The organism is Flavobacterium hydatis, assembly GCF_000737695.1.
GTDB classification, from domain to species: Bacteria; Bacteroidota; Bacteroidia; order Flavobacteriales; family Flavobacteriaceae; genus Flavobacterium; species Flavobacterium hydatis.
Map to the genome: position 1 here is coordinate 196,957 of NZ_JPRM01000003.1, position 20,618 is coordinate 217,574.

19 protein-coding genes are annotated in these 20,618 nt (G+C 34.0%); 3 read left to right on the plus strand and 16 right to left on the minus strand.

All coding sequences use genetic code 11. The features are described from left to right. Positions 1-176: 176 nt before the first annotated feature. Positions 177-2,954: a M4 family metallopeptidase gene (locus tag IW20_RS02955; RefSeq protein ID WP_035618513.1), complete on the plus strand. Its 2,778-nt coding sequence runs from the start codon at positions 177-179 to the stop codon at positions 2,952-2,954. A gap of 49 nt (positions 2,955-3,003) precedes the next feature. Here the strand turns inward: IW20_RS02955 and IW20_RS02960 are convergent, their stop codons facing one another. The 7 genes from IW20_RS02960 to hemB all read right to left on the minus strand — a co-directional run bounded on the left by IW20_RS02960 (position 3,004) and on the right by hemB (position 10,172). After that, complete coding sequence (locus tag IW20_RS02960) at positions 3,004-3,756, minus strand: hypothetical protein (RefSeq protein WP_035618515.1); 753 nt, start codon at positions 3,754-3,756, stop codon at positions 3,004-3,006. A 136-nt stretch (positions 3,757-3,892) separates the two neighbouring features. Further along, complete coding sequence (locus IW20_RS02965) at positions 3,893-5,332, minus strand: nucleoside recognition domain-containing protein (protein ID WP_035618516.1); 1,440 nt, start codon at positions 5,330-5,332, stop codon at positions 3,893-3,895. A 325-nt stretch (positions 5,333-5,657) separates the two neighbouring features. Next, positions 5,658-6,731, minus strand: coding sequence for a winged helix DNA-binding domain-containing protein (locus tag IW20_RS02970; RefSeq protein WP_035618517.1), 1,074 nt, complete (start codon positions 6,729-6,731; stop codon positions 5,658-5,660). Positions 6,732-6,815: 84 nt separating this feature from the next. Beyond that, positions 6,816-7,529, minus strand: coding sequence for a 3'-5' exonuclease (locus IW20_RS02975; RefSeq protein WP_035618520.1), 714 nt, complete (start codon positions 7,527-7,529; stop codon positions 6,816-6,818). Positions 7,530-7,698: 169 nt separating this feature from the next. Further along, the gene (locus IW20_RS02980; RefSeq protein ID WP_035618525.1) at positions 7,699-8,175 is read right to left on the minus strand and encodes a methylated-DNA--[protein]-cysteine S-methyltransferase; all 477 of its coding nucleotides are present in this window, start codon (positions 8,173-8,175) and stop codon (positions 7,699-7,701) included. A gap of 585 nt (positions 8,176-8,760) precedes the next feature. Continuing rightward, complete coding sequence (locus IW20_RS02985) at positions 8,761-9,159, minus strand: c-type cytochrome (protein ID WP_035618528.1); 399 nt, start codon at positions 9,157-9,159, stop codon at positions 8,761-8,763. Between the two features lie 20 nt (positions 9,160-9,179). Next, positions 9,180-10,172, minus strand: a complete 993-nt coding sequence (gene hemB / locus IW20_RS02990) for a porphobilinogen synthase (RefSeq protein ID WP_035618532.1) — start codon at positions 10,170-10,172, stop codon at positions 9,180-9,182. Between the two features lie 277 nt (positions 10,173-10,449). On the opposite strand from hemB, the gene IW20_RS02995 reads away from it, so the two are divergent. Continuing rightward, the gene (locus tag IW20_RS02995) at positions 10,450-11,082 is read left to right on the plus strand and encodes a hypothetical protein (RefSeq protein WP_035618534.1); all 633 of its coding nucleotides are present in this window, start codon (positions 10,450-10,452) and stop codon (positions 11,080-11,082) included. 2 nt (positions 11,083-11,084) lie between these two features. Beyond that, the gene (locus IW20_RS03000; protein WP_035618536.1) at positions 11,085-12,893 is read left to right on the plus strand and encodes a hypothetical protein; all 1,809 of its coding nucleotides are present in this window, start codon (positions 11,085-11,087) and stop codon (positions 12,891-12,893) included. 51 nt (positions 12,894-12,944) lie between these two features. Here IW20_RS03000 and IW20_RS03005 read toward each other — a convergent pair whose 3' ends face one another. The 9 genes from IW20_RS03005 to hemA all read right to left on the minus strand — a co-directional run bounded on the left by IW20_RS03005 (position 12,945) and on the right by hemA (position 20,618). Beyond that, entirely contained in the window at positions 12,945-13,889 is a 945-nt protein-coding gene (locus IW20_RS03005) for a DUF4421 family protein (RefSeq protein WP_035618539.1), read from the minus strand. Next, the gene (gene hemF, locus IW20_RS03010; protein WP_035618542.1) at positions 13,880-14,782 is read right to left on the minus strand and encodes an oxygen-dependent coproporphyrinogen oxidase; all 903 of its coding nucleotides are present in this window, start codon (positions 14,780-14,782) and stop codon (positions 13,880-13,882) included. The genes IW20_RS03005 and hemF overlap by 10 nt, the downstream gene beginning before the upstream one ends. After that, complete coding sequence (locus tag IW20_RS03015) at positions 14,779-15,318, minus strand: GNAT family N-acetyltransferase (RefSeq protein WP_035618545.1); 540 nt, start codon at positions 15,316-15,318, stop codon at positions 14,779-14,781. Before IW20_RS03015 ends, hemF begins: the two co-directional genes overlap by 4 nt. Positions 15,319-15,328: 10 nt before the next feature. Next, a complete protein-coding gene (locus IW20_RS03020) occupies positions 15,329-15,709 on the minus strand; it encodes a hypothetical protein (RefSeq protein ID WP_035618549.1) in 381 nt (126 codons plus the stop codon). Positions 15,710-15,738: 29 nt separating this feature from the next. Then, entirely contained in the window at positions 15,739-16,392 is a 654-nt protein-coding gene (locus tag IW20_RS03025; protein WP_123869429.1) for a hypothetical protein, read from the minus strand. Between the two features lie 165 nt (positions 16,393-16,557). Further along, positions 16,558-17,583, minus strand: a complete 1,026-nt coding sequence (hemE, locus tag IW20_RS03030) for a uroporphyrinogen decarboxylase (protein WP_035618552.1) — start codon at positions 17,581-17,583, stop codon at positions 16,558-16,560. A gap of 76 nt (positions 17,584-17,659) precedes the next feature. Then, the gene (locus IW20_RS03035) at positions 17,660-18,334 is read right to left on the minus strand and encodes a uroporphyrinogen-III synthase (protein ID WP_035618560.1); all 675 of its coding nucleotides are present in this window, start codon (positions 18,332-18,334) and stop codon (positions 17,660-17,662) included. Then, the gene (gene hemC, locus IW20_RS03040) at positions 18,334-19,260 is read right to left on the minus strand and encodes a hydroxymethylbilane synthase (protein WP_035618563.1); all 927 of its coding nucleotides are present in this window, start codon (positions 19,258-19,260) and stop codon (positions 18,334-18,336) included. Before hemC ends, IW20_RS03035 begins: the two co-directional genes overlap by 1 nt. Before the next feature lie 101 nt (positions 19,261-19,361). Further along, positions 19,362-20,618, minus strand: a complete 1,257-nt coding sequence (gene hemA, locus IW20_RS03045) for a glutamyl-tRNA reductase (RefSeq protein WP_035618567.1) — start codon at positions 20,616-20,618, stop codon at positions 19,362-19,364.

Consider the following 20,618-nt stretch of genomic DNA (forward strand, 5'->3'; position numbering starts at 1 on the left):
TTGTTAATATTTAATAATTATTTAACAACAATTGTTGCATTTTATCGATTAATGGAAATTATGTTAATTTATTTAACAAAATGTTTATATTTTTATAACAAATTAAAGTATTTACCTACACGCTTTAATTGCTATACAAACTAATAATTAAATTAACATTAAACCCCAAATCGATTATGAAAAGTACATTACCCAAAATTGCCACAACAACCGCTGTTGTGCTTACATTCTCTTTATCGGCATTTGCGCAAATAACGGATAAGCGTGTAAGCCAAAAAAATGTATCCGAAAACGGACAACCAAGTCTAATCACCTTTAGCGACAAATCGACCTACAAAGGGTCTGATTCTCAAAAGGTGTTTCAGGATCAATTAGGACTAAAGGAAAACCAATCCTTTGCAAGAGTTAAAACCGAATCTGACCCACAAGGTTATACTCACGAAAAATTCCAATTGTATGAGCAAGGTATTAAAGTAGAATTTGCAAACTACACCTTACACTCTAAAGATGGCAAATTAGTTTCTATGAATGGTGAGTATTACAACATCAACAAAGTAACTACAAAACCAAAACTTTCAGCTCAAGATGCTCTTAATAGAGCGATTAGCTACACAGGCGCTAAACAATATTTATGGGAAAATCCTCAAGATGCCAAAGAAATTGGTTATGAAAAACCAAAAGGCGAACTAGTGTTTTTACCTGCGATGGAAGATCAAGGTACTAACAGAACAACCGACAAGGTTCGTTTAGCCTATAAATTTGACATTTACGCAACAAATCCTGTAAGTAGAGGGGATTTATACATAGATGCAGAAAACGGCCAGGTATTGTTCTATAATGCAACTATAAAACATCTTGGAGAGCATGCTCATGGCAGCAAGTCAAAATCGACTAATGTTGATGCAAAAAACCTAAAAGAAGTTGTTGATTCTAAAATGGCTTTTGTTGCAGCAAATGCAGCTACACGTTATAGCGGAACTCAAGTAATTCAAACTACTTTAAGCGGATCTTCATATATACTTGCAGATGCAACAAGAGGTTTAGGTATAAACACGTATAATATGAAAAAAGGAACTAGTTATACGGCTGCTGTAAATTTTACAGATGCTGATAATAACTGGACAGCTGCTGAGTATGCAAATGCAAATAAAGACAATGGTGCACTAGATGCGCATTGGGGAGCCGAAAAAACGTATGACTATTGGTCAGCAGTTCATGGCAGAAATAGTTTTAATAATGCTGGGGCAGTCATAAAAAGCTATGTACATTACAGTAATGCATACGATAATGCATATTGGGATGGTAGCGTAATGACTTATGGCGACGGAAGCGGAACTTATTTTGATATTTTAACTGCTATAGATGTTGCTGGTCACGAAATTGGTCATGCCGTTTGTACTTATACAGCAAACTTAGCTTACCAAAAAGAATCTGGTGCGATGAATGAAGGTTTCTCAGATATCTGGGGAGCATGTATTGAGTATTATGCAGCACCTACTAAATCAACTTGGTTAGTTGGAGAAGATATCGAAAGAAGAGCAGGACATCTTGCTTTACGTTCTATGAGCAACCCTAAATCTGAAGGTCAGCCAGATACTTATGGTGGTACAAACTGGAAAGTTATTAATTGTGGAACTCCTACTCAAGCTAATGATTATTGCGGTGTTCATACAAATTCTGGTGTTTTAAACCATTGGTTTTACATTCTGTCTGTAGGTAAGACAGGAACAAATGACATTGGTAGTTCTTATAGTGTAACAGGAATTACAATCGATAAAGCTGCAAAAATCGCTTATCGTTTAGAAAGCGTTTATCTTACTGCTAATTCTACTTTTGCAAATGCAAGAACCTCAGGAATACAATCAGCTATTGATTTATATGGCGCTGGATCTGCAGAGGTTATTGCTACAACAAATGCATTTTATGCTGTAGGTGTTGGAGCTGCTTACTCAGGTTCTACAGATACAGTTGCTCCAACTGCTCCTACTGCACTTGCAGCTTCTGGTACAACTGGAACAACTACTAATTTATCATGGACTGCTGCAACAGATAACGTAGCCGTAACTGGATATGATATTTACGAAGGAACAACTCTTAAAGGCTCATCTACAACTACAAGCTATACTGTAACTGGATTAACAGCTTTAACAGCTTATAACTTTAGCGTAAAAGCTAAAGATGCTGCAGGAAATGTTTCTCCAGCAAGTAACACTGTAAATGTAACAACGCTTGCTAATACAATTAGCTATTGTGCATCTCAAGGAAACAATACTGCCGACGAAAAAATTGGTAAAGTAGTATTTGGTACAATCAGCAATACCTCAACAGGAACAGCTGGTTATGAAAACTTTACTGCTATCTCTACAAATGCTGCAAGAGGAACTGCTTATACAATTACAATAACTCCTTCTTGGACATCTACGGTTTACAGTGAAGGTTATGCTGTTTTTATAGATTACAACCAAGATGGTGATTTTGCAGATTCAGGTGAAACAGTTTGGACAAAAGCAACATCTACTACAACTCCTGTAACTGGAACAATTACAATTCCAGCTGCTGCCACTCTTGGAACTACAAGATTAAGAGTTGCTATGAAATACAACGGAATCCCAACTTCTTGTGAGGCTTTCTCTTATGGTCAAGTAGAAGATTACTCTGTAAACATTACAGCTGCTGGTCCGATTGTATCTCCAGAAGTGATTGCAGGATTAGTAGAAACTAATGATAATGCAAGTTTTGCTTTATATCCAAATCCTGTTGACAATGAATTGAATGTTTCATTAGCAAAAAGCGATGGAGCTACTTTCAGGATTACAAATAATCTTGGACAACAAGTAAATTCAGGACAATTAAGCGGAACTTCTATAGATGTAAGCAGATTAAATACTGGTATTTACATCATAGAATTAAATAACGGCGGAAAAAGAATCGTTAAGAAATTCGTTAAGAAATAAATTGTTGCTTACTAAAAACGGAAAAGCCTCGCAATGTGCGAGGCTTTTTTTATTCTGCAAATTGAGGATAAAATTCATTAAAAGTAATGTCTTTTTTCCAGTACACCTTTTCCTTTGGGGTCAACAATCGTTTTTCCCATTTATTGTTTTTCAAATGAAATACGATAGAATCCGAATGTTCAACGGTTCCCATATCTTCATCATTAACATCTTCTTTTCCGCCGTAAGAAACTCTTTTGCTATAAAAAGAAACTGGTTCATTTTTAGGATTTATTCCTCCAAATTCTAACCAACTTCCCCAACCACCGTCACTCATAGAGTCCCAGTCGTGTACAAGCTGTACCTTATTATTTTTTAGATAATACAAATAGTTTTGTCGATTATATCCGCAAGCTTCATAACCAATACTGATATGGATAAAAGGTGATACCGTAGCATTGTCCTCATCTGATAAACCATATGTAGCACCCCAACCCGAACCTTCGGTAAATGAGTCAATGGTAACTTTCTCAGAACCAACTTTTGTTTTATTAGTAAAGAAATCAAGTCTGTATTGAACAGTTATTAGACTGTCTTTATCCATTTTCTTATCTAAAAGAGAAGCTAAAACATAGTTACTCGCTCCTATTTCTTCATTCCCAGAAATATAAATCGTATCTATTTTTGGGGTAGTCCTGTTAAATGCTGGCTTTGCAGTCATTTCTTTTTTGTCTTCCTTGGTCCACTTTGGACCTACTGTTGCTGGTTCTTTTTTACAACTTACCAGAGCCAACAAAAACAACGTAATGTAAATTCTATTCATATTAATCGACTAACGTTTAAGCTAATAGACTCGTAATTAAAAAAAGCAACATTAGTGCAATTGCAATGTATTTGGTGTATTTACTAATTCTCATACTGTTTTATATTTATATAATTTTTAATTTAAATTCTACTTATTAAAAAAACCAACTCGCCACAAATATAGCTGTAATCACACAAATTACATCAACCAAAAGCATAGTTCCTAAAGCGTAACGGGTATTTTTTATGTTTACTGACCCGAAGTAAACCGCAATTACGTAAAAAGTACTTTCGGCACTACATTGAAAAATACTACTCAACCTTCCAGTCATAGAATCTGCTCCAAAAGTATTCATCGAGTCAATTAAGAATCCACGTGAACCTGCTGAACTAAAAGGACGAAGCATTGCAACTGGCAACGCATCGGTGATTTCTTTACTCACTCCCATATTCGAGAAAATGAATGCAATCCAGTGGCTAATAATTTCAAACAAACCACTGTTTCTAAATAATGAAATAGCCACTAACATTCCTAAAACGTAAGGAAAAATTGTAACTCCTGTTTTAACACCATTATTTGCTCCTACTACAAATGCATCAAAAACGGTAGTGTCTGCAGCAATAAATTTTTTCTCATGTCTAAGCGAGAAAACCAACGTAAACCCAATGATTGCAAACAATATTAAGCCTGAAAGATTTGATGTGAAGAAGTTTTTACCAATTAAATCTAAACTATTTACATAGAATAAAAGTCCAACAATGGCAGCAATCATAACCATCAAGCCTAAAACTAAAGAAGCACTTTTGAAATTGATTTTTTGTTTGATTCCAACAATCAAAAAAGCAGCAATTGTTCCGATAAAAGAGGTAATAATACAAGGCAACATAACATCGGCTGGATTTGTTGCGCCAGCGGCAGCACGATACCCGATGATAGAAGTTGCTATTAATGTAAGACCCGATGCATGCAAACACATAAACATAATTTGAGCATCGCTGGCTTTATCTTTTTCTGGATTTATTTCTTGCAAACTCTCCATTGCTTTAAGACCAAATGGTGTGGCAGCAGAATCTAATCCTAAGAAGTTTGCCGCAAAATTTAAGGTCATATACGAAATCGACGGGTGATTTTTCGGGATACTAGGAAAGACTTTTACGAATACTGGGCTCAAGCCTTTTGCTAGTTTTCCTGACGCTCCAGAAATGATTAAAAGCTCCATTAATCCGCAGAAAAACGCCAAATAAGCAATAAGCGGAAGAATTAAATCGACCAAAGTGCTTTTACAAGTTGGCAATAAACCGTCTGATTTTTGAACTCCGCTAAAAATCTTTACCGTTTTGTTTTTATAAACATAGGTCGTATCAGCATTAGCCTCATCACGATTGATGATAATAGTGTTGTCTGGTGCATTTTTAATACTATCTCTGATAAAAACAGGAACTTGATCAATATACTTTTCAGAGATTAAAACAGGCTCGTCTTTCTTACCATTCAATACATAATCAATAGTATATGTATTACCAGTAAACAAACTGATTACAATAAAAGCAATTGACGAAATAAATATCGCTAGCCAAAATCTACTTAACACCATAATTATATATTTTTTGTAAATGTAATTATTTAGCAATAAAATGCACAACCATTTTACTGATGAAACTCGAAGTATTTGTTATAGATTGAAAAATATTATTCAATTTTATATGACATTCCGATGAGATTAAAAACTACGAACTATGAATTATTGCTATAAATAGCAAACTCTTAAAGGAGTTTTTTTAGCTTACGTGAAGCATGACATCTAATAGAAACCATCAAATATTTACTATAAATCCCCTGAAAACAAAGCGACTACACAAAACGCAACAATACTGCATTAATATTTTTGTGATAACAGTATATAAAACTACCGCTAATATTTACTCAATAACAATTTTAGTCTCGAGATAATTTTCAAAAGATCTAATACCATCAAACAGTGCATTCTTTTTAGCATTTTCGGTTTCATGAAAAAATTGTGTATTTATTTTTGCATGATCTTTTTTGATGGTTCTTTTCCAAGTTCCGATGACTTTCCCGTTTTCTAGAATAATTGGTCTAAAAATACCATTATTGGTAAATGCCTTCGATTGATGTTCTTGTGAAATAGAGACTTCTCGCGTTTTATACGAAATTAGAATCTCATCGAATGCGGGAAGAAAGTGTACGCTTTCGCAAAAGTTATCCTCATCGGTGAAATTTGTTCCAAACCAGTATTGTTGATTGTCAATTTCAACCGAGTTCAGTTCCGACTCAATCGAACTAATAACCTGTTTACAAACTGTAGGCGCAAAACCTGACCACCACGAAAAGTCTAATAACGTTGCAGGTCCGTGACTTTCAAAATAACGCTTGGCTAATTTGGCCAAAGCCTCATCTTTAGATAATTTCGTTTTTGGCTTTGCAACTCTTTCATCCAGTAAGGCATACGTTATTTGTTTGCCTTTCATTCTTCCATTACAAACTAAACCAACCGATTCTGCGTACATCATGATAGGACCGCTCAAAGAATCATCGCTAGAAACCTTATTGATATTAAGTTCCTGCATAATTTCATCACGAGTTAGATGATTATTACCTGCCAATATCTTTTCGATAGATGCATTGATCTGGTCAAATTTCTTAGTATCATATCCATATTTTTTGACATAAGAAGCGACAATACGTTTCACTTGAGGTCCTGAAACATCAAGCATCCAATGAATATCTTCTGCTGCGACAAAATGCCAGGTTGGGCGCAAGATATGTGTTCGGATAATTTCTGCAGAATTTATAGCTTCTTCTATTGCTTTTTCGGTAGCATCGCAACGGGAACCTATCGCCCACTTTGCCATTGCATAATCCTGAGCTTGCATCGCACCTAAATGATGCACAATATCTTGCGGAGAACTTGGTGTGTTTTTATACAGTTTTTGAGAAACTAACCGATGATGTGAAATTTCCTGATGTGTCATTCCTAAAACATTAAAATCTTATAAATTATGTAAGTCCACTTAAACTTAGAACCTCTGTAACTTTGCGCCTTAGTTCCTTAAAAATTAAACATGAATAATTTCATCATCAATCAATAAATCTTCTCGTCGTAAACGCAGAAAAATCTGGGCTACAGCAATCGTATCTTTTTCGCAATAGGTTACGATTCTGTCAATGTCTTTCTCAACATAAAAAACATGTCCTACCTGACTTCCGTCGATATCTCCTTTTGGAGAAGGAACTCCCAAGATTTTAGTCAATAATTTCAGAGAGGTAAAATGCTTATAATCACCAAACTTCCAAAGTTCCAACGTATCTAGATGTGGAATTTCCCACGGTTTTTTCCCAAATAAGTTCAATTTGTCTGGAATTGCAATTTGGTTGATAATCATACGTCTGGCGATAAACGGAATATCAAATTCCTTTGCATTATGTCCGCACAAAACGTGGTACGGTTTATTGTAATGGTTGTTTAGTAAGTTATTGAAGTCTTTCAGGATTTTTACCTCATCACCGAAAAACGATGTTACTCTAAAATTTCGGACATCGCCTTTGATGGTAAAATACCCAACAGAAATACAAACAATCTTACCAAACTCTGCCCAAATTCCGGCACGATCATAAAATTCTTCGGCGGTAAAGTCTTCTTTACGCTGATATTGTGTTTTGTGTTCCCAAAGTTCTTTCATCTCATCATCTAGTTCTCCAAAATCGGCTGTTTCGGGAACGGTTTCTATATCTAGAAAAAGGATGTTGTTTAGGTTTATTTTTTCAATCATTATTTTATTTTAGACTTACTTAGATTGTTAGACATACTTAGACTTCTTAGAATCATAAATTCTTAGATATTTAGACTGTTTTAAAAATCTTTTAAAACTAATTCATCGCCTGTATAAATGTACTTAAATTTTGACACTTTCAAAATTCGTAAAATTAATCATGGGCAAATTAAAAAAGGCTTTGTTGTTTTAGAGGATTTTCGTGGTCTAGCAACCATTTTTTCCGCCATAATCCACCAGCATATCCTGTTAATGAACCATCGGTTCCTATTACTCGATGGCATGGAACAACTATCCAAAGTGGATTTTTTCCATTAGCAGATGCTACGGCACGAATAGCTTTTACATCGCCTAGTTTTTTTGATAGTTCTAAATAACTCATAGTTTTACCAAAAGGAATCTCAAGTAATCCTTTCCAAACTCTTTGCTGAAAATCTGTTCCCTTGGGGTTTAGCTTAAAATCGAAATCGGTTCTTTTGCCTAGAAAGTAATCATTTAATTGCGAAACAGCCTCTTGCAACTCTGTTGCGATTATATCTGAAACCGCATTATCACCAGCATTAGCGACGGTAATCTCTGAGATTCCGTTTTCGTCACCAACAATTTTGGTGATTCCTAAAGGCGAATTAATGTAAGCTGTTTCCATGTTATAAAAGTAAAAAAATAACGCTAAAGATTTACAATTCTTCCAATCCTTTACTCCTAACCTTTCTCAAAGTTTTGAACTTTGACAAAAATCTACTTTAAGTAATTAATATCAATCATTTATTGTTTAGTAACTTATATAGTTTCTTCGACTAGGTTAAGAAGGACAAGATTGAGGGAAATGTCACGCTATAAACATTGCCAACGGTTTCAGCCGTTGGAGCGCAATGCATTATTACAATCAGTATCCCGGTTGAAACCGTGGGCTATAATCAAAACTAGTTTTTAAGGATTCTACGACTCTGTTCAAAAGGACAAGTTTGCGGTGAATCTCACGCAGATTTTGCAATCAGAATCTTTACGCAACCTTTGTCAAAGTTTAAAACTTTGACAAAGGTCTCCTTTATTGTGGAGATTCTTCGACTCAGCTCAGAAGGATAAAGTTGTGGTTTTAAAAACCTTGCAGGTATAAAAAAACCACCCGTAAATACGAGTGGTTTTTAGATTTTTAGCCCCGATAGAAGCGGCATCCTTTATGTTTTTCCTTTAAAAACATAAAGATATAGCGAATAGCGGGATTAAGCTCCTACTTTAAAAAGCTATAAAAATAGGTTTCGAGTGCTTTTAATTCTTCGTCGGACATGGCTTGTGTTACAGGAAAATTGGTTTTCATAACATCAAACTGGCTTGGGTCGACTATTGGGTCGGCTTTTCCTTTAAGGAATGTAACCATATCTCCATTTTTCTCTTTGTATATTTTGGCAATTTCTTTAATGCTTGGGCCAATAACTTTTTGATCTACCTGATGGCAAGCAAAACAGTTTCCTTGTCCTTCAAAAATTGCTTTTCCTAATTCTTCTGGCGTTTTAGCAGTTAAAGTAGCTGATTCTTCGCTTGGCATTCCGGAATTATCTATTGTTACTTTCTCTTCTTTTTTACAAGAAACGAATGCAAGTATTGCAAATGCGAGTATTATTTTTTTCATGCTTTATGTATTTCGATCTTTTACTTATTTAAAATCACTGATGCCTCTTTAGCAAAGTAAGTCGAGATAATACTAGCTCCTGCTCTCTTAATGCAATGTAGTTGCTCTATCATAATTTTGTCGTGATCTAACCATCCTCTTTCGGCTGCGGCTTTTACCATAGCGTATTCTCCCGAAACTTGGTATACTGCAACTGGCACATGTACAGCATCTTTTATCTCGCGAACGATATCTAGATAAGCAATTCCTGGTTTTACCATAACGATATCCGCTCCTTCCTCAACATCTAATAACGCTTCACGAAGTCCCTCGATACGGTTGGCATAATCCATTTGGTATGTTTTTTTGTCTTTTGGAACTTCTTGCATATTTACTGGAGCAGAATCTAATGCATCACGGAAAGGTCCGTAGAATGCCGAAGCATACTTAGCGCTATAACTCATGATTCCCACATTGTGGTGTCCGTTTTCTTCTAATGCTTTGCGGATTGCAAGAACGCGTCCATCCATCATATCACTTGGCGCTACAAAATCGGCTCCTGCATCGGCATGACTTAAACTCATACGAGTTAATGCATCTACCGTTGCATCGTTTATAACTTGTCCGTTTTCTATAATTCCGTCATGTCCGTAAATAGAAAATGGATCTAATGCTACATCTGGCATTACAATCATTTCTGGAACTGCATCTTTAATCGCACGAATAGCTTGTTGCATTAATCCGTCTTTGTTCCAAGCTTCAACCCCTTTGTTGTCTTTAAGGTTGTCGCTCACTTTTACATAAAGGTTAACTGCTTTTATCCCTAATGCCCAAGCTTCTTTTACTTCTTTTATAGTATTGTCTAATGAATGACGGTAGATTCCCGGCATTGACGGAATGGCGACTTTTACATCTTTTCCTTCGGCAATAAACATTGGAAGCATAAAATCATTTGGACTTAGTGTAGTTTCACGAACTAAAGAGCGAATAGATTCATTAGTTCTTAAACGGCGGTTTCTTTGTAGTGGGAACATGTAATTTTAGATTTTAAATTTTAGATTTTAGACTTCAAGCTGATTTCATTAAAAGCAGATTAATTAATCATCGTTTCTAAAAGCGCAGTTGTTTTTATATTTTGAAGATTATTCTAATTTTAGGAACGGTGCAAAGTTAAAGAAAAATCAACAGAATTAGGCTTTTAGCATTGTTTAGAATGCGTTAATATTATCTAAAATTTAATGTTTTATATTTCCCATTTAAGAATCTACTTGTATGGTAGTTTTTACAATATTTTAAATTTAAATTTGCCTAATGAAGAAAATTCTCGCTTTATGCTGCTGTTTACTCCTAACAGGATGTTTTGAGATAACGGAACGAATAAAACACCATGACGACCAAAGTGGTGAATATACGCTGATGGTTGACTTTTCGAAATCATGGTTTAAGACTAAATCGGCCATTTGGCTGGAGGAAGTTGACGGTGTAAAAATCCCAAATGAACAGGAAATCACTAAGAAACTAGCTGATTTTAAAGTGAAAGCTTTAAAAATAGACGGAATCACGAACGTAAGTACTAAAACTGATTTTGAAAATTACATTTTCATTATCAAACTCAATTATGCAAGTCTAAAAGCACTCAATGCTGTGGTAAATAGCATCAACAATCAGAATGACCAAATTCATTTTAGCAGTAATTCCAAGGGCTTTGAAAGAATTGCATCTTATCCTGTTCCCGAAAATTTGGTAAAAGATCCTAAGAAAAAACAAGACTTGGAGCAAGCCAACATTATATCGATTTACACTTTTGACCGTGATATTGCTAGTACTGATAACCCTAACAGCAAAATCTCTAAAAATAAAAAGACTGTTTTTTTAAAACAAAGTATGTACAGCGTACTTAAAAAATCATCTTTAATGAACAATACAATCCTATTAACACCCTAATTATGAAGCATTTTTTCAGCTATTTGACTCTATTAATAACTTTTTTTGTCAATGCCCAAACCAATATTAAATCCTACGATTATTTTGTACAATTTAATGGCGACCAACTTTCTAAAAAAGTAAATATTATCGATGTCTTAAATCATCCTTTGATTAATAAATATACCCAAGGCAAACCTGATTTCGACATTAACCAATATGCAAATCTTTTTAAATTAGACAACAAAATAAGCGTGAACGGTAACTTTACCGATAGTATTCCCTATTATCAAGTCACAATTCCGATTAAGAATAGAAATGACATTAAACAATTCATGCAAAAAATGCATACGAAAAAAGATGCTGACTCTATCCCAACTACTTCTATCGTAGATTTCCCTTTATACTCATTATTAACATCTAAAGACAATAAGGCTTCTGTTGCTTGGAATGATAATTATCTTGTAATTGTAGGTTTTACTAAAAAGTATAGTTCTAATCTTTATGATGTTGCAGAAACTCAGGAAGAAATAACTGTTGATGCAGTTCCAGACGAAGGAGAACGAATTGAAGAATCTCCAATTGATGTTAACACTCCGTATTCAGAAGAAACTATAGATTCTACCGCTGTTGATACAGATAATTATTACGCCGAATATGAGAATGGTCGTAGAGTTTTTGATAGTTTACAATCGATACAACAAAATGAATTTATCAAATCTCTTTTTGATAAAGGTTTTACAGCCCCATCTTCGGATAAAATAAATGCTACTGCAGATATTTCCTCTTGGATTAATTACAGCGCAGCTATGTCATCTTTTTACGAGTCTTATGCTACTTTGTCTCAATTTACGACTTACAATAAATTCTTGCCTTCTCAGAAAAACTGGGGGAATCTTGTAAAAGGAATCAATCTGGATTTTTATTTTGATAATGATAATGCTCGTGTAGAAGAAGTTATTGAATACTCTAAACCTATGGCTGATATTGTAAACAAAATAGCTAATAGAAAAATCAATAAAAACATTTTTAACTACTTCCCTGACAAGAAGCCTTTGGGGTATATGACTTATCATATTAATACCAAAGAAGCATTAAAAAACATGCCATCATTAACGGCTGAGATTTTAAACAGTGCTGCATTAACAAAAGATGATATTAGCATTGTAACAGATTTGATTTCGACTATAGTCGATGAAGAAGCTACTGCAACTCTTTTTGATGGCGATTTAAGCATGTTCTTACACGACATCAAGGAAACTGAAGTAATGACAAAATCTTACGAATATGACGATAATTACGAAGAAATTGAAGTAGAGAAAATAGAAAAGAAAACAATTCCGCTTTTTTCAATGGTTTTTACCTCAACGCATCCTACGTTTGGCGATAAATTGTTACAACTAGGTGTTCGCAAAAAATTACTAATACAAAAAGGAAATTACTACGAGATTGCTGGAACTAAAGGAAAATATGGCGATTTATTTATTTTTAAAGATAATGACGTTGTTGTGATAGGAAATAGCCGTGAATACTTTAATACTAACAATGGAGTATTTATAAAAGAAGTAAAAAAGGATTTAAAGCAAAATTACTTTTTGGCAAAACTTAATATCCCAGAGATTTCTAATGCATATAGTCATACTGCAGAAACAAAAACGGCTGATATTAAAAAAATCGACCAGTTTGCAACACAGTTTAGCGATGTTACGCTTCAATCTTCAAAAAAACTGATTGATAACAAACTTAAATTCGAGTTACGATTAAACTCTTTGAAATCGAATAAAAACATCATTCTGCAAACACTTGATTTTGTTCAAGAACTTAGCAAATAATCTAGATTTCATTATAAAAAAAGGGAGACGTACTGAGCGTCTCCCTTTTTTTTATAAGCCTGTTTTCTTATTTATCTTATCATAAATCTCAGTCACTTTTTTTGGAGCATTAAATCGATAACCTGCCGTAATCTTAAAAGTCGATATATTATCGTTTAAACCAATAGTATTAGTTTCATCCTGAATAAAATTGACATTATTAACATTCATAAATACAAAAAAGGAATCAGAATTGTAGCCCATCTTTAAACTTGTATCAACTTCGTAAAGCACTCTTGTCTCTCCATCTGTGATGTTAATACCTGCTCCCATAGATAATCCTGCTGAAACTAAAACATGTTTTCCTAAAACCAAATTATAATAATAAGATGGTGTCAGAGAGAATAAATATATATCTCCGTTTATCTTATCTTCATCAGATTCATATTTTATATTGGTATAATAAGCTGAAAAATTAGCAATAAAACTTCCTGCACTTTTCGTTTGCCATTCGTTCTGACCAGCAATGGCCTTATAAGAGAATTTTTTATTAAAAATATAAGATGTGGCTCCTCCTAATTTTAACGAACGAAATCCCGGGAAAGCAGCATTTATACCGTCTTGACTTACATAAAACCCTTTTTGATAAAAATAAGTAAAGCTTTGCATCCATTGTTTATGATACAATCTTGCATTAAAATTTAAAAGTTTAGAATCGGTATTGTCTTTATTAGCATTTAAAAATTTCGGCGAGAAACCAAATGACAAATCAACAAACTTAAATGAAAGTGAAGCTCCTAATTGTTCTTTCCTATTTGGAATCAGATCAAGTGTTGCCTTCTCTCCTCCAGGAATTGGGTAAACAATCTGAAAACTATTGGATGTATTTAGATAATATGTACTTGCCGTAACTTTACCATCATATGATTTAAAATAGGAATTTTGAAGAGAATCTTTTTGAGCAAAACACCCAAAAACTCCTGCAAAAAACACTATATAAATCAATTTTAGATCCATTCTCTAGGGTTTTCAAGCGTTTGAATTAGTTTTTCCTCATCGCTTCCTACTTCGGGATGATGATCGTACACCCATTGCACATGAGGTGGTAAACTCATTAAGATACTCTCGATTCGACCATTGGTTTTTAAACCAAATAAAGTCCCTTTATCATGAACCAGGTTAAACTCTACGTAACGACCACGACGAATTTCTTGCCATGTTCTTTGTTCATCTGTATATAACAGGATTTTTCTTCTTTCGACAATTGGAACATACGCTTCTAAGAAACTATTCCCTACTTCGGTAACAAAATTGTACCAATCCTGCATACTCATTTCGTCTGTCGCTTTACAATAATCAAAGAATAATCCGCCAATTCCGCGGGCTTCATTACGATGTGCGTTCCAAAAATAAGCGTCGCATTGTTTTTTATATTTTGGATAAAACTCAGGGTTATGTTTATCACAAGCCGTTTTACAAGTCTGATGAAAGTGTTTCGCATCTTTCTCAAACAAATAATATGGCGTTAAATCCTGACCTCCACCAAACCATTGCTGAATTACATTTCCTTTATCGTCATACATTTCAAAATAACGCCAATTGGCGTGGACAGTAGGAACCATCGGGCTTTTTGGGTGTAAAACCAAACTTAGTCCACAAGCAAAAAAATCGGCTTCGCCTACATTAAACATTTTTTGCATCGCTTCTGGTAATTTACCATGAACTGCCGATATATTAACACCACCTTTTTCAAAAACTGCTCCGTTCTCGATTACACGTGTTCTTCCACCGCCACCTTCTGGACGTTCCCAAATATCTTCACGGAATTTGGCTTGACCATCAACCGCTTCTAATCCTGAAACTATAGTATCTTGAAGGCTTTGTATATATTTATAAAATTGTTCTTTCATCTTTTTGTTAATTCATATAGTTCCATATCTAACGCAAGTTCATTAGTTGGAGTAAATTCGCTAATTAATGTTTTTCTCCATAGGAATCCGCAATTTTCTGCGACTTTAATGCTTCCTAAATTCGTTTTATGAGAAATGATTTGTAATGTTTTCAAATTTAAAACATTGAAAGCATAATTTGAAATTTGACTTACTGCATCAGATACCCAACCTTTTCCTTGATATCTTGCATCAATACAATAAGCAAGTTCGCCTTGTTTGGTTTCCCAATTCAATTTTTTGATGATAATTAGTCCTGCAACTTTATCCGTTTTGTTCTCTTTAATTCCAAAAGTAAATTCAGAATTGGATTGAATCTCGTTATTTTTTTCTAAAACATAAGCTTCTGAAGCTTCAAGAGTTAAATTCTTAGAGAGCGTTTTAGGGAAATATCTTTTAAAACGTTCTACATTATGAAGCATCATTTCATTAAGACTTATCGCATCTTTTAAAGTTAAAGTTGTTATATGAAACTCTTCTGTTTTATAGATTATCATTTGCTATGATTTACAAATTTGCTTTTGCAGAAGCAATTTTACTAATAATCCCAAATGAAAAGGTCTTGCTTTCTTGCTGAACGTATTCGTAAATGGCAATTGCTTTTCCTGAAAAGTTATAATTATCTACAACGGAAAATCTAACTAAGAAATCCCCAAATAATTCTAATTGATTCCAATCTAAATGGCATCTAACTAAGAGCGTGATTAAGTCCTGTTCGCTAAGATTAACCATACTCTCTACACTTAATCCAAAGCTTGTAAGTTCATTATCGATAAGACTGGTATCTTCGATATTCCAAAATTTAGGCAAGAATCCAATAGACATTAATACTTTAAGTACATTGTCTATTCGGGTACTTTCTTCATCTCTTAATCCTTTGTTTAGCATGTTTTAATATTTTATTTTCTGCAAATTTTCTAATAGTATCTCTTTATCACTCTCTCTTTTACAAAATAAGAGTTATAAGTACGCTTTATTATTCTGTATAAGAAAAACAAAACGGGTAATGAATAATATAAAAAGCCCATACACATTGCGATATATGGCTTTTCCATAATTAATCCACTAGATTTTATTTTATCAAAATAATGAACTTTATCCAAAAAATCGGGTGTAAGTCCAAGTTTTGGTACAAACGCATTTCCTAGCACTACGGCAAAAAGTAAAACAAAATACAACATTGCCCTAAAAACCGATTTTCCAATCTCTTTTAATCTGACTTCATCACTAACATTTGAAAAAGCAAATCGCATTCGATTTAAAACTACCAGCAAATAAATATAAAAAATATTGGTATCAATAACAGAATTATTGAAACTATATGCAAAAAGACCGTACATGGGGAAAAAGACAAAAATGGAATATCTCTTTGGCATTACCGCCATAAAAACTCCTGAATGAACCATTATAAATTCAAAAACGATTAATATAGCTAAATCGTTTATCAAACTAGTATTGTATTGTTCAGGATGCAACCAAACCATCAAAAACACAGTCGCATAATAAGCATAAAAACCATATTCTATAAAAGAAAATGGTGAGTTTCTATGAAAGTTTATATTTGCGAGCATCTATTTTTCAGTATCTCTTAATCCTTTTTAGTTTCATTTCCTGCAAGGTTTTAAAGACCTTGTAGGTGTGTCCTACATAAGCTGCTAAACCATTTGACTCCTAAAAGGTTGAAAAAACCTTGTAGGAGTCAAAATTGTAAACTGAAAACTGAGCACTACAAACTTCTAGTTCCCGTATTCCTTAACCGCGTCAATAAATGCTTTGGCGTGATCTACAGGAACATTTGGTAAAATTCCGTGACCTAAATTTACAATATATTTGTCTTTTCCGAATTCATCAATCATTTGGTGTACCATTTTTTTGATGGTTGGAATTGGAGAAAATAATCTTGATGGATCAAAATTCCCTTGTAATGTAATGTTTCCTCCAGATAAGTAACGAGCATTTCTTGCTGAACAAGTCCAGTCAACTCCTAATGCAGAAGCACGACTTTGACCCATTTCGCCTAAAGCAAACCAACATCCTTTTCCGAAAACAATTACTGGAGCATGATCAGCCAAAGCTTCCACAATCTGGTTCATGTATTTCCATGAAAATTCCTGATAATCAGCAGGTGAAAGCATTCCACCCCAAGAATCAAAAATCTGAACAGCATCAACTCCTGCTTTTACTTTTTCTTTTAAGTATAATATGGTTGTATCTGTAATTTTTTGTAACAAGGTATGTGCTGCTGCTGGGTTTGAGAAACAAAATCCTTTAGCAGTATCAAAACTTTTAGAACCTTTACCTTCTACAGCATAACAAAAAATTGTCCAAGGAGAACCTGCAAAACCAATCAAAGGCACCTCATCATTCAGCATTTCCTTTGTTAGTTTAATTGCGTCCATTACGTAACCAAGGCTTTCCTGAATGTCCGGAATATAAACTCTCTGAACATCTTGCATTGTACGAATAGGATTTGGCAAAAACGGTCCAAAATTCTCTTTCATCAATACTTCAATTCCCATTGCTTGAGGAACTACTAAAATATCCGAGAATAAAATTGCAGCATCCGGAGCAATACGACGAATTGGCTGTACAGTGATTTCTGCAGCTAATTCTGGAGTTTGACAACGAGTGAAAAAATCATATTTATCACGCAAAGCGATAAATTCTGGCAAATATCTTCCTGCCTGACGCATCATCCAAACTGGCGGACGTTGAACTGTTTCTCCTTTTAGTGCTTTTAAAAATAGGTCGTTTTTTAACATTTTTTTCTTGCTTTAGACTTTAAGCTTTAGGCTTTAAGCATTTTGTTTATCTATAATTTTGGCTTTGGTTTACTACCTAAAGCTTATTGCTGTACTCGGCAATTACATCTTCAAGCACATCTTCAACCGTTGGTTGATCCGCGATGATGATATTTTTGGTGATGTTTTCTAATGCCTCGGCTGTTGTATCGCCTATGCAAAAGCAAATTTCATTTTTAATAGTATTCTCTTTCAGATAACTTTCAATTCCTGAAGGACTATAAAATAAAATTCCATCTACAGCTGAATTGATTTTTTGAGGTGTTAATGTAGTTTCATACACTTTAATCTCATTCAATTTTATTCCAGCATCTTTTAATGCTTTTGGCAAAGTTTCTCTTCGAAGGTTTCCACTGAAAAAAGTATAACTCTCATTAGCATAAATCAAAGTAATTATCTCAGCCAAATCAGCTGCATAACCAGTATAAGCCACAACATTAAATCCGCTTTCTGATAATAAAATCTTTGTTTTTAATCCGACACAAAAGACATTTTTACTTTTCAGTTCTTCTGATTTTGGATCAGATAAAATGCTATGAACCGCATTCTGACTCGTAAAAATCAAATTTTCATTAATATCTTGAATCTTAAAAGGTGTATTTTGGGTTTCAATAAAATTTGCTTCGACTACATCAATATTTGCTTTTTGCAATTCTTGTTTCTGAATGCTCGAAAGCACTTTTGTAGATAATATTTGAATTGATTTTGCCATTATTTTTTTAGAGATTCTTTAATCGTTTTCATCAATTCCGCTCCACCATTACTAAGAATTTCCTGTGCCATATTAAAACCTAATTTCTTCCATTCTTCAATTGGAACAATCTTATCAATTTCGATTTTTATTTTTCCATCCAATGAAAATAAAACTCCTTGAAAATGAAGTGTATCTTCTTCGTCATTATATTGAACCAAAGATCCTATCGGTGCAGTACAACCTCCCTCTAGAGTTCTTAAAAACTGGCGTTCGATATAAGTAACAATTTCAGTTTCGATATCGTTAAGTTGCGTTAAAGCATCTAGTGCAAAATTGTCGTTTTCCATTGCTACAACAACCATTGCACCTTGAGCCGGTGCCGGAATCATCCAATCCAGATTAATATAATTCTCTGGTTTTAAATTGATTCTTTCTAGTCCTGCTGCTGCAAAAACTGCTCCGCTCCAATCGTTATCGCTTAATTTTTGCATGCGCGTATTTACGTTTCCACGCAAATCAACTACTTTATGATTTGGGTATTTGTTTAACCATTGTGCTTGGCGACGTAAACTTCCGGTTGCAATAGTACCAGACCCATTTAAGAAATCCAGATTGCCTTTATGAACCAAAATATCTAATGAATTGGCTCTTTCCAGAACGGCTGCCTGAACAATCCCTTTTGGCAAAGCCGTAGGAACATCTTTCATAGAATGCACTGCAATATCTATTTCGCCATTAATCATGGCAATATCAAGAGTTTTGGTAAAAATACCGGTTATCCCGAGTTCATAAAGTGGTTTATCAAGTAATATATCACCTTGCGATTTAACCGCTATAATTTGGGTTTTATATCCTAAATCGTTTAGTTTTTTCTCGACCGTATGCGCTTGCCAAAGAGCCAATTCGCTATCGCGAGTTCCTATTCTTATGATTTTGTCTGCCATTTTTTATTTTTTCAACCATATAAGTTATATAAGTAAATTTAAGCAGTTTGGATAAAAGCAGCAGTTTTATTAAATGAACTTATATGGTTTAAAATTTGATTTTATTTTGCGCTCACTCCTATTTTAAATACTTTTTCAATCCATTCGATACTTTCATCTACCATAGTATCATCATCTTTTAAGTGATTGGCAAAATGTGTTGTAATCTTCTGAATGATTCTATTGCTGATAATTTCGGCTTGTTCCTCATTAAAGCCAGCTATTTTTTTGCTTTGGAAATCTAATTCTGAATTTTTTATTGCATTCAGTTTTTCTTTCAAAGCATTGATAGTTGGGGCAAATTTTCTCCCTTTAGTCCAGGTTACAAATTCTTCCTTAATTTCTTCAATGATAGCTTCGGCAGCAGGAATATGTTTTTTACGATTCTCTAATGTTTCATCTGTAAGTTGTGACAAATAATCCATGTGAATTAATGTAACTCCTTCTAGCTCTTCTACATTTTCATTTACGTTTTTAGGAATCGATAAATCCAGAATCAATAAAGGTTTTTTAAGATTTAGGATTGCTTTATCAACCGTAGGGTTTTGTGCTCCTGTTGCCACAACAACAACATCGGCTTTTTGTAGTTCAAGATGTAACTCTGAATAATCTTTTACAATAAGATTTAATTTTCCCGCTAGTTTTTCGGCTTTATCTTTAGTACGGTTTATCAAAGTGATATGCTCGTTTTTAGTATGTTTTACTAAATTCTCACAAGTATTTCTACCAATTTTTCCTGTACCAAATAACAAGATGTTCTTGTTCCCGATATCTTCAACGTTTTTGATGATATACTGAACCGAAGCAAAAGATACTGAAGTTGCTCCTGAGCTTATTTCGGTTTCATTTTTGATTTTTTTGCTAGCCTGAATCACTGCATTTACTAATCTTTCGATAAAAGTATTAGCTAAACCAAATGCTTTTGATTGTGTGAAGCTAGTTTTTATTTGAGCAATAATCTCGAAATCTCCTAAAATCTGACTGTCTAAACCAGTTCCTACTCTAAAAAGGTGATTAATTGCTTCTTGATTTTTATATACGAAACCAACTTTTTGAAATTCTTCGATAGAACCATTACTGTTTTCGCAAATCAATTTTATAAGTTGAAAAGGATGTTCTGCAAAACCATATATTTCTGTACGGTTACATGTAGATGTAACTATTAAGCTTTCTATTCCCTCATTTTTGGCTTGTTCCAGCAAACGCGTTTTTGCATCAGCGTCTATACTAAACTTACCCCTAATCGCAGCATCGGCCTTTTTATAGCTCAGTCCAACTGAATAAAAATAGTGATGTTTCGATACGTTATTATTTTCCAT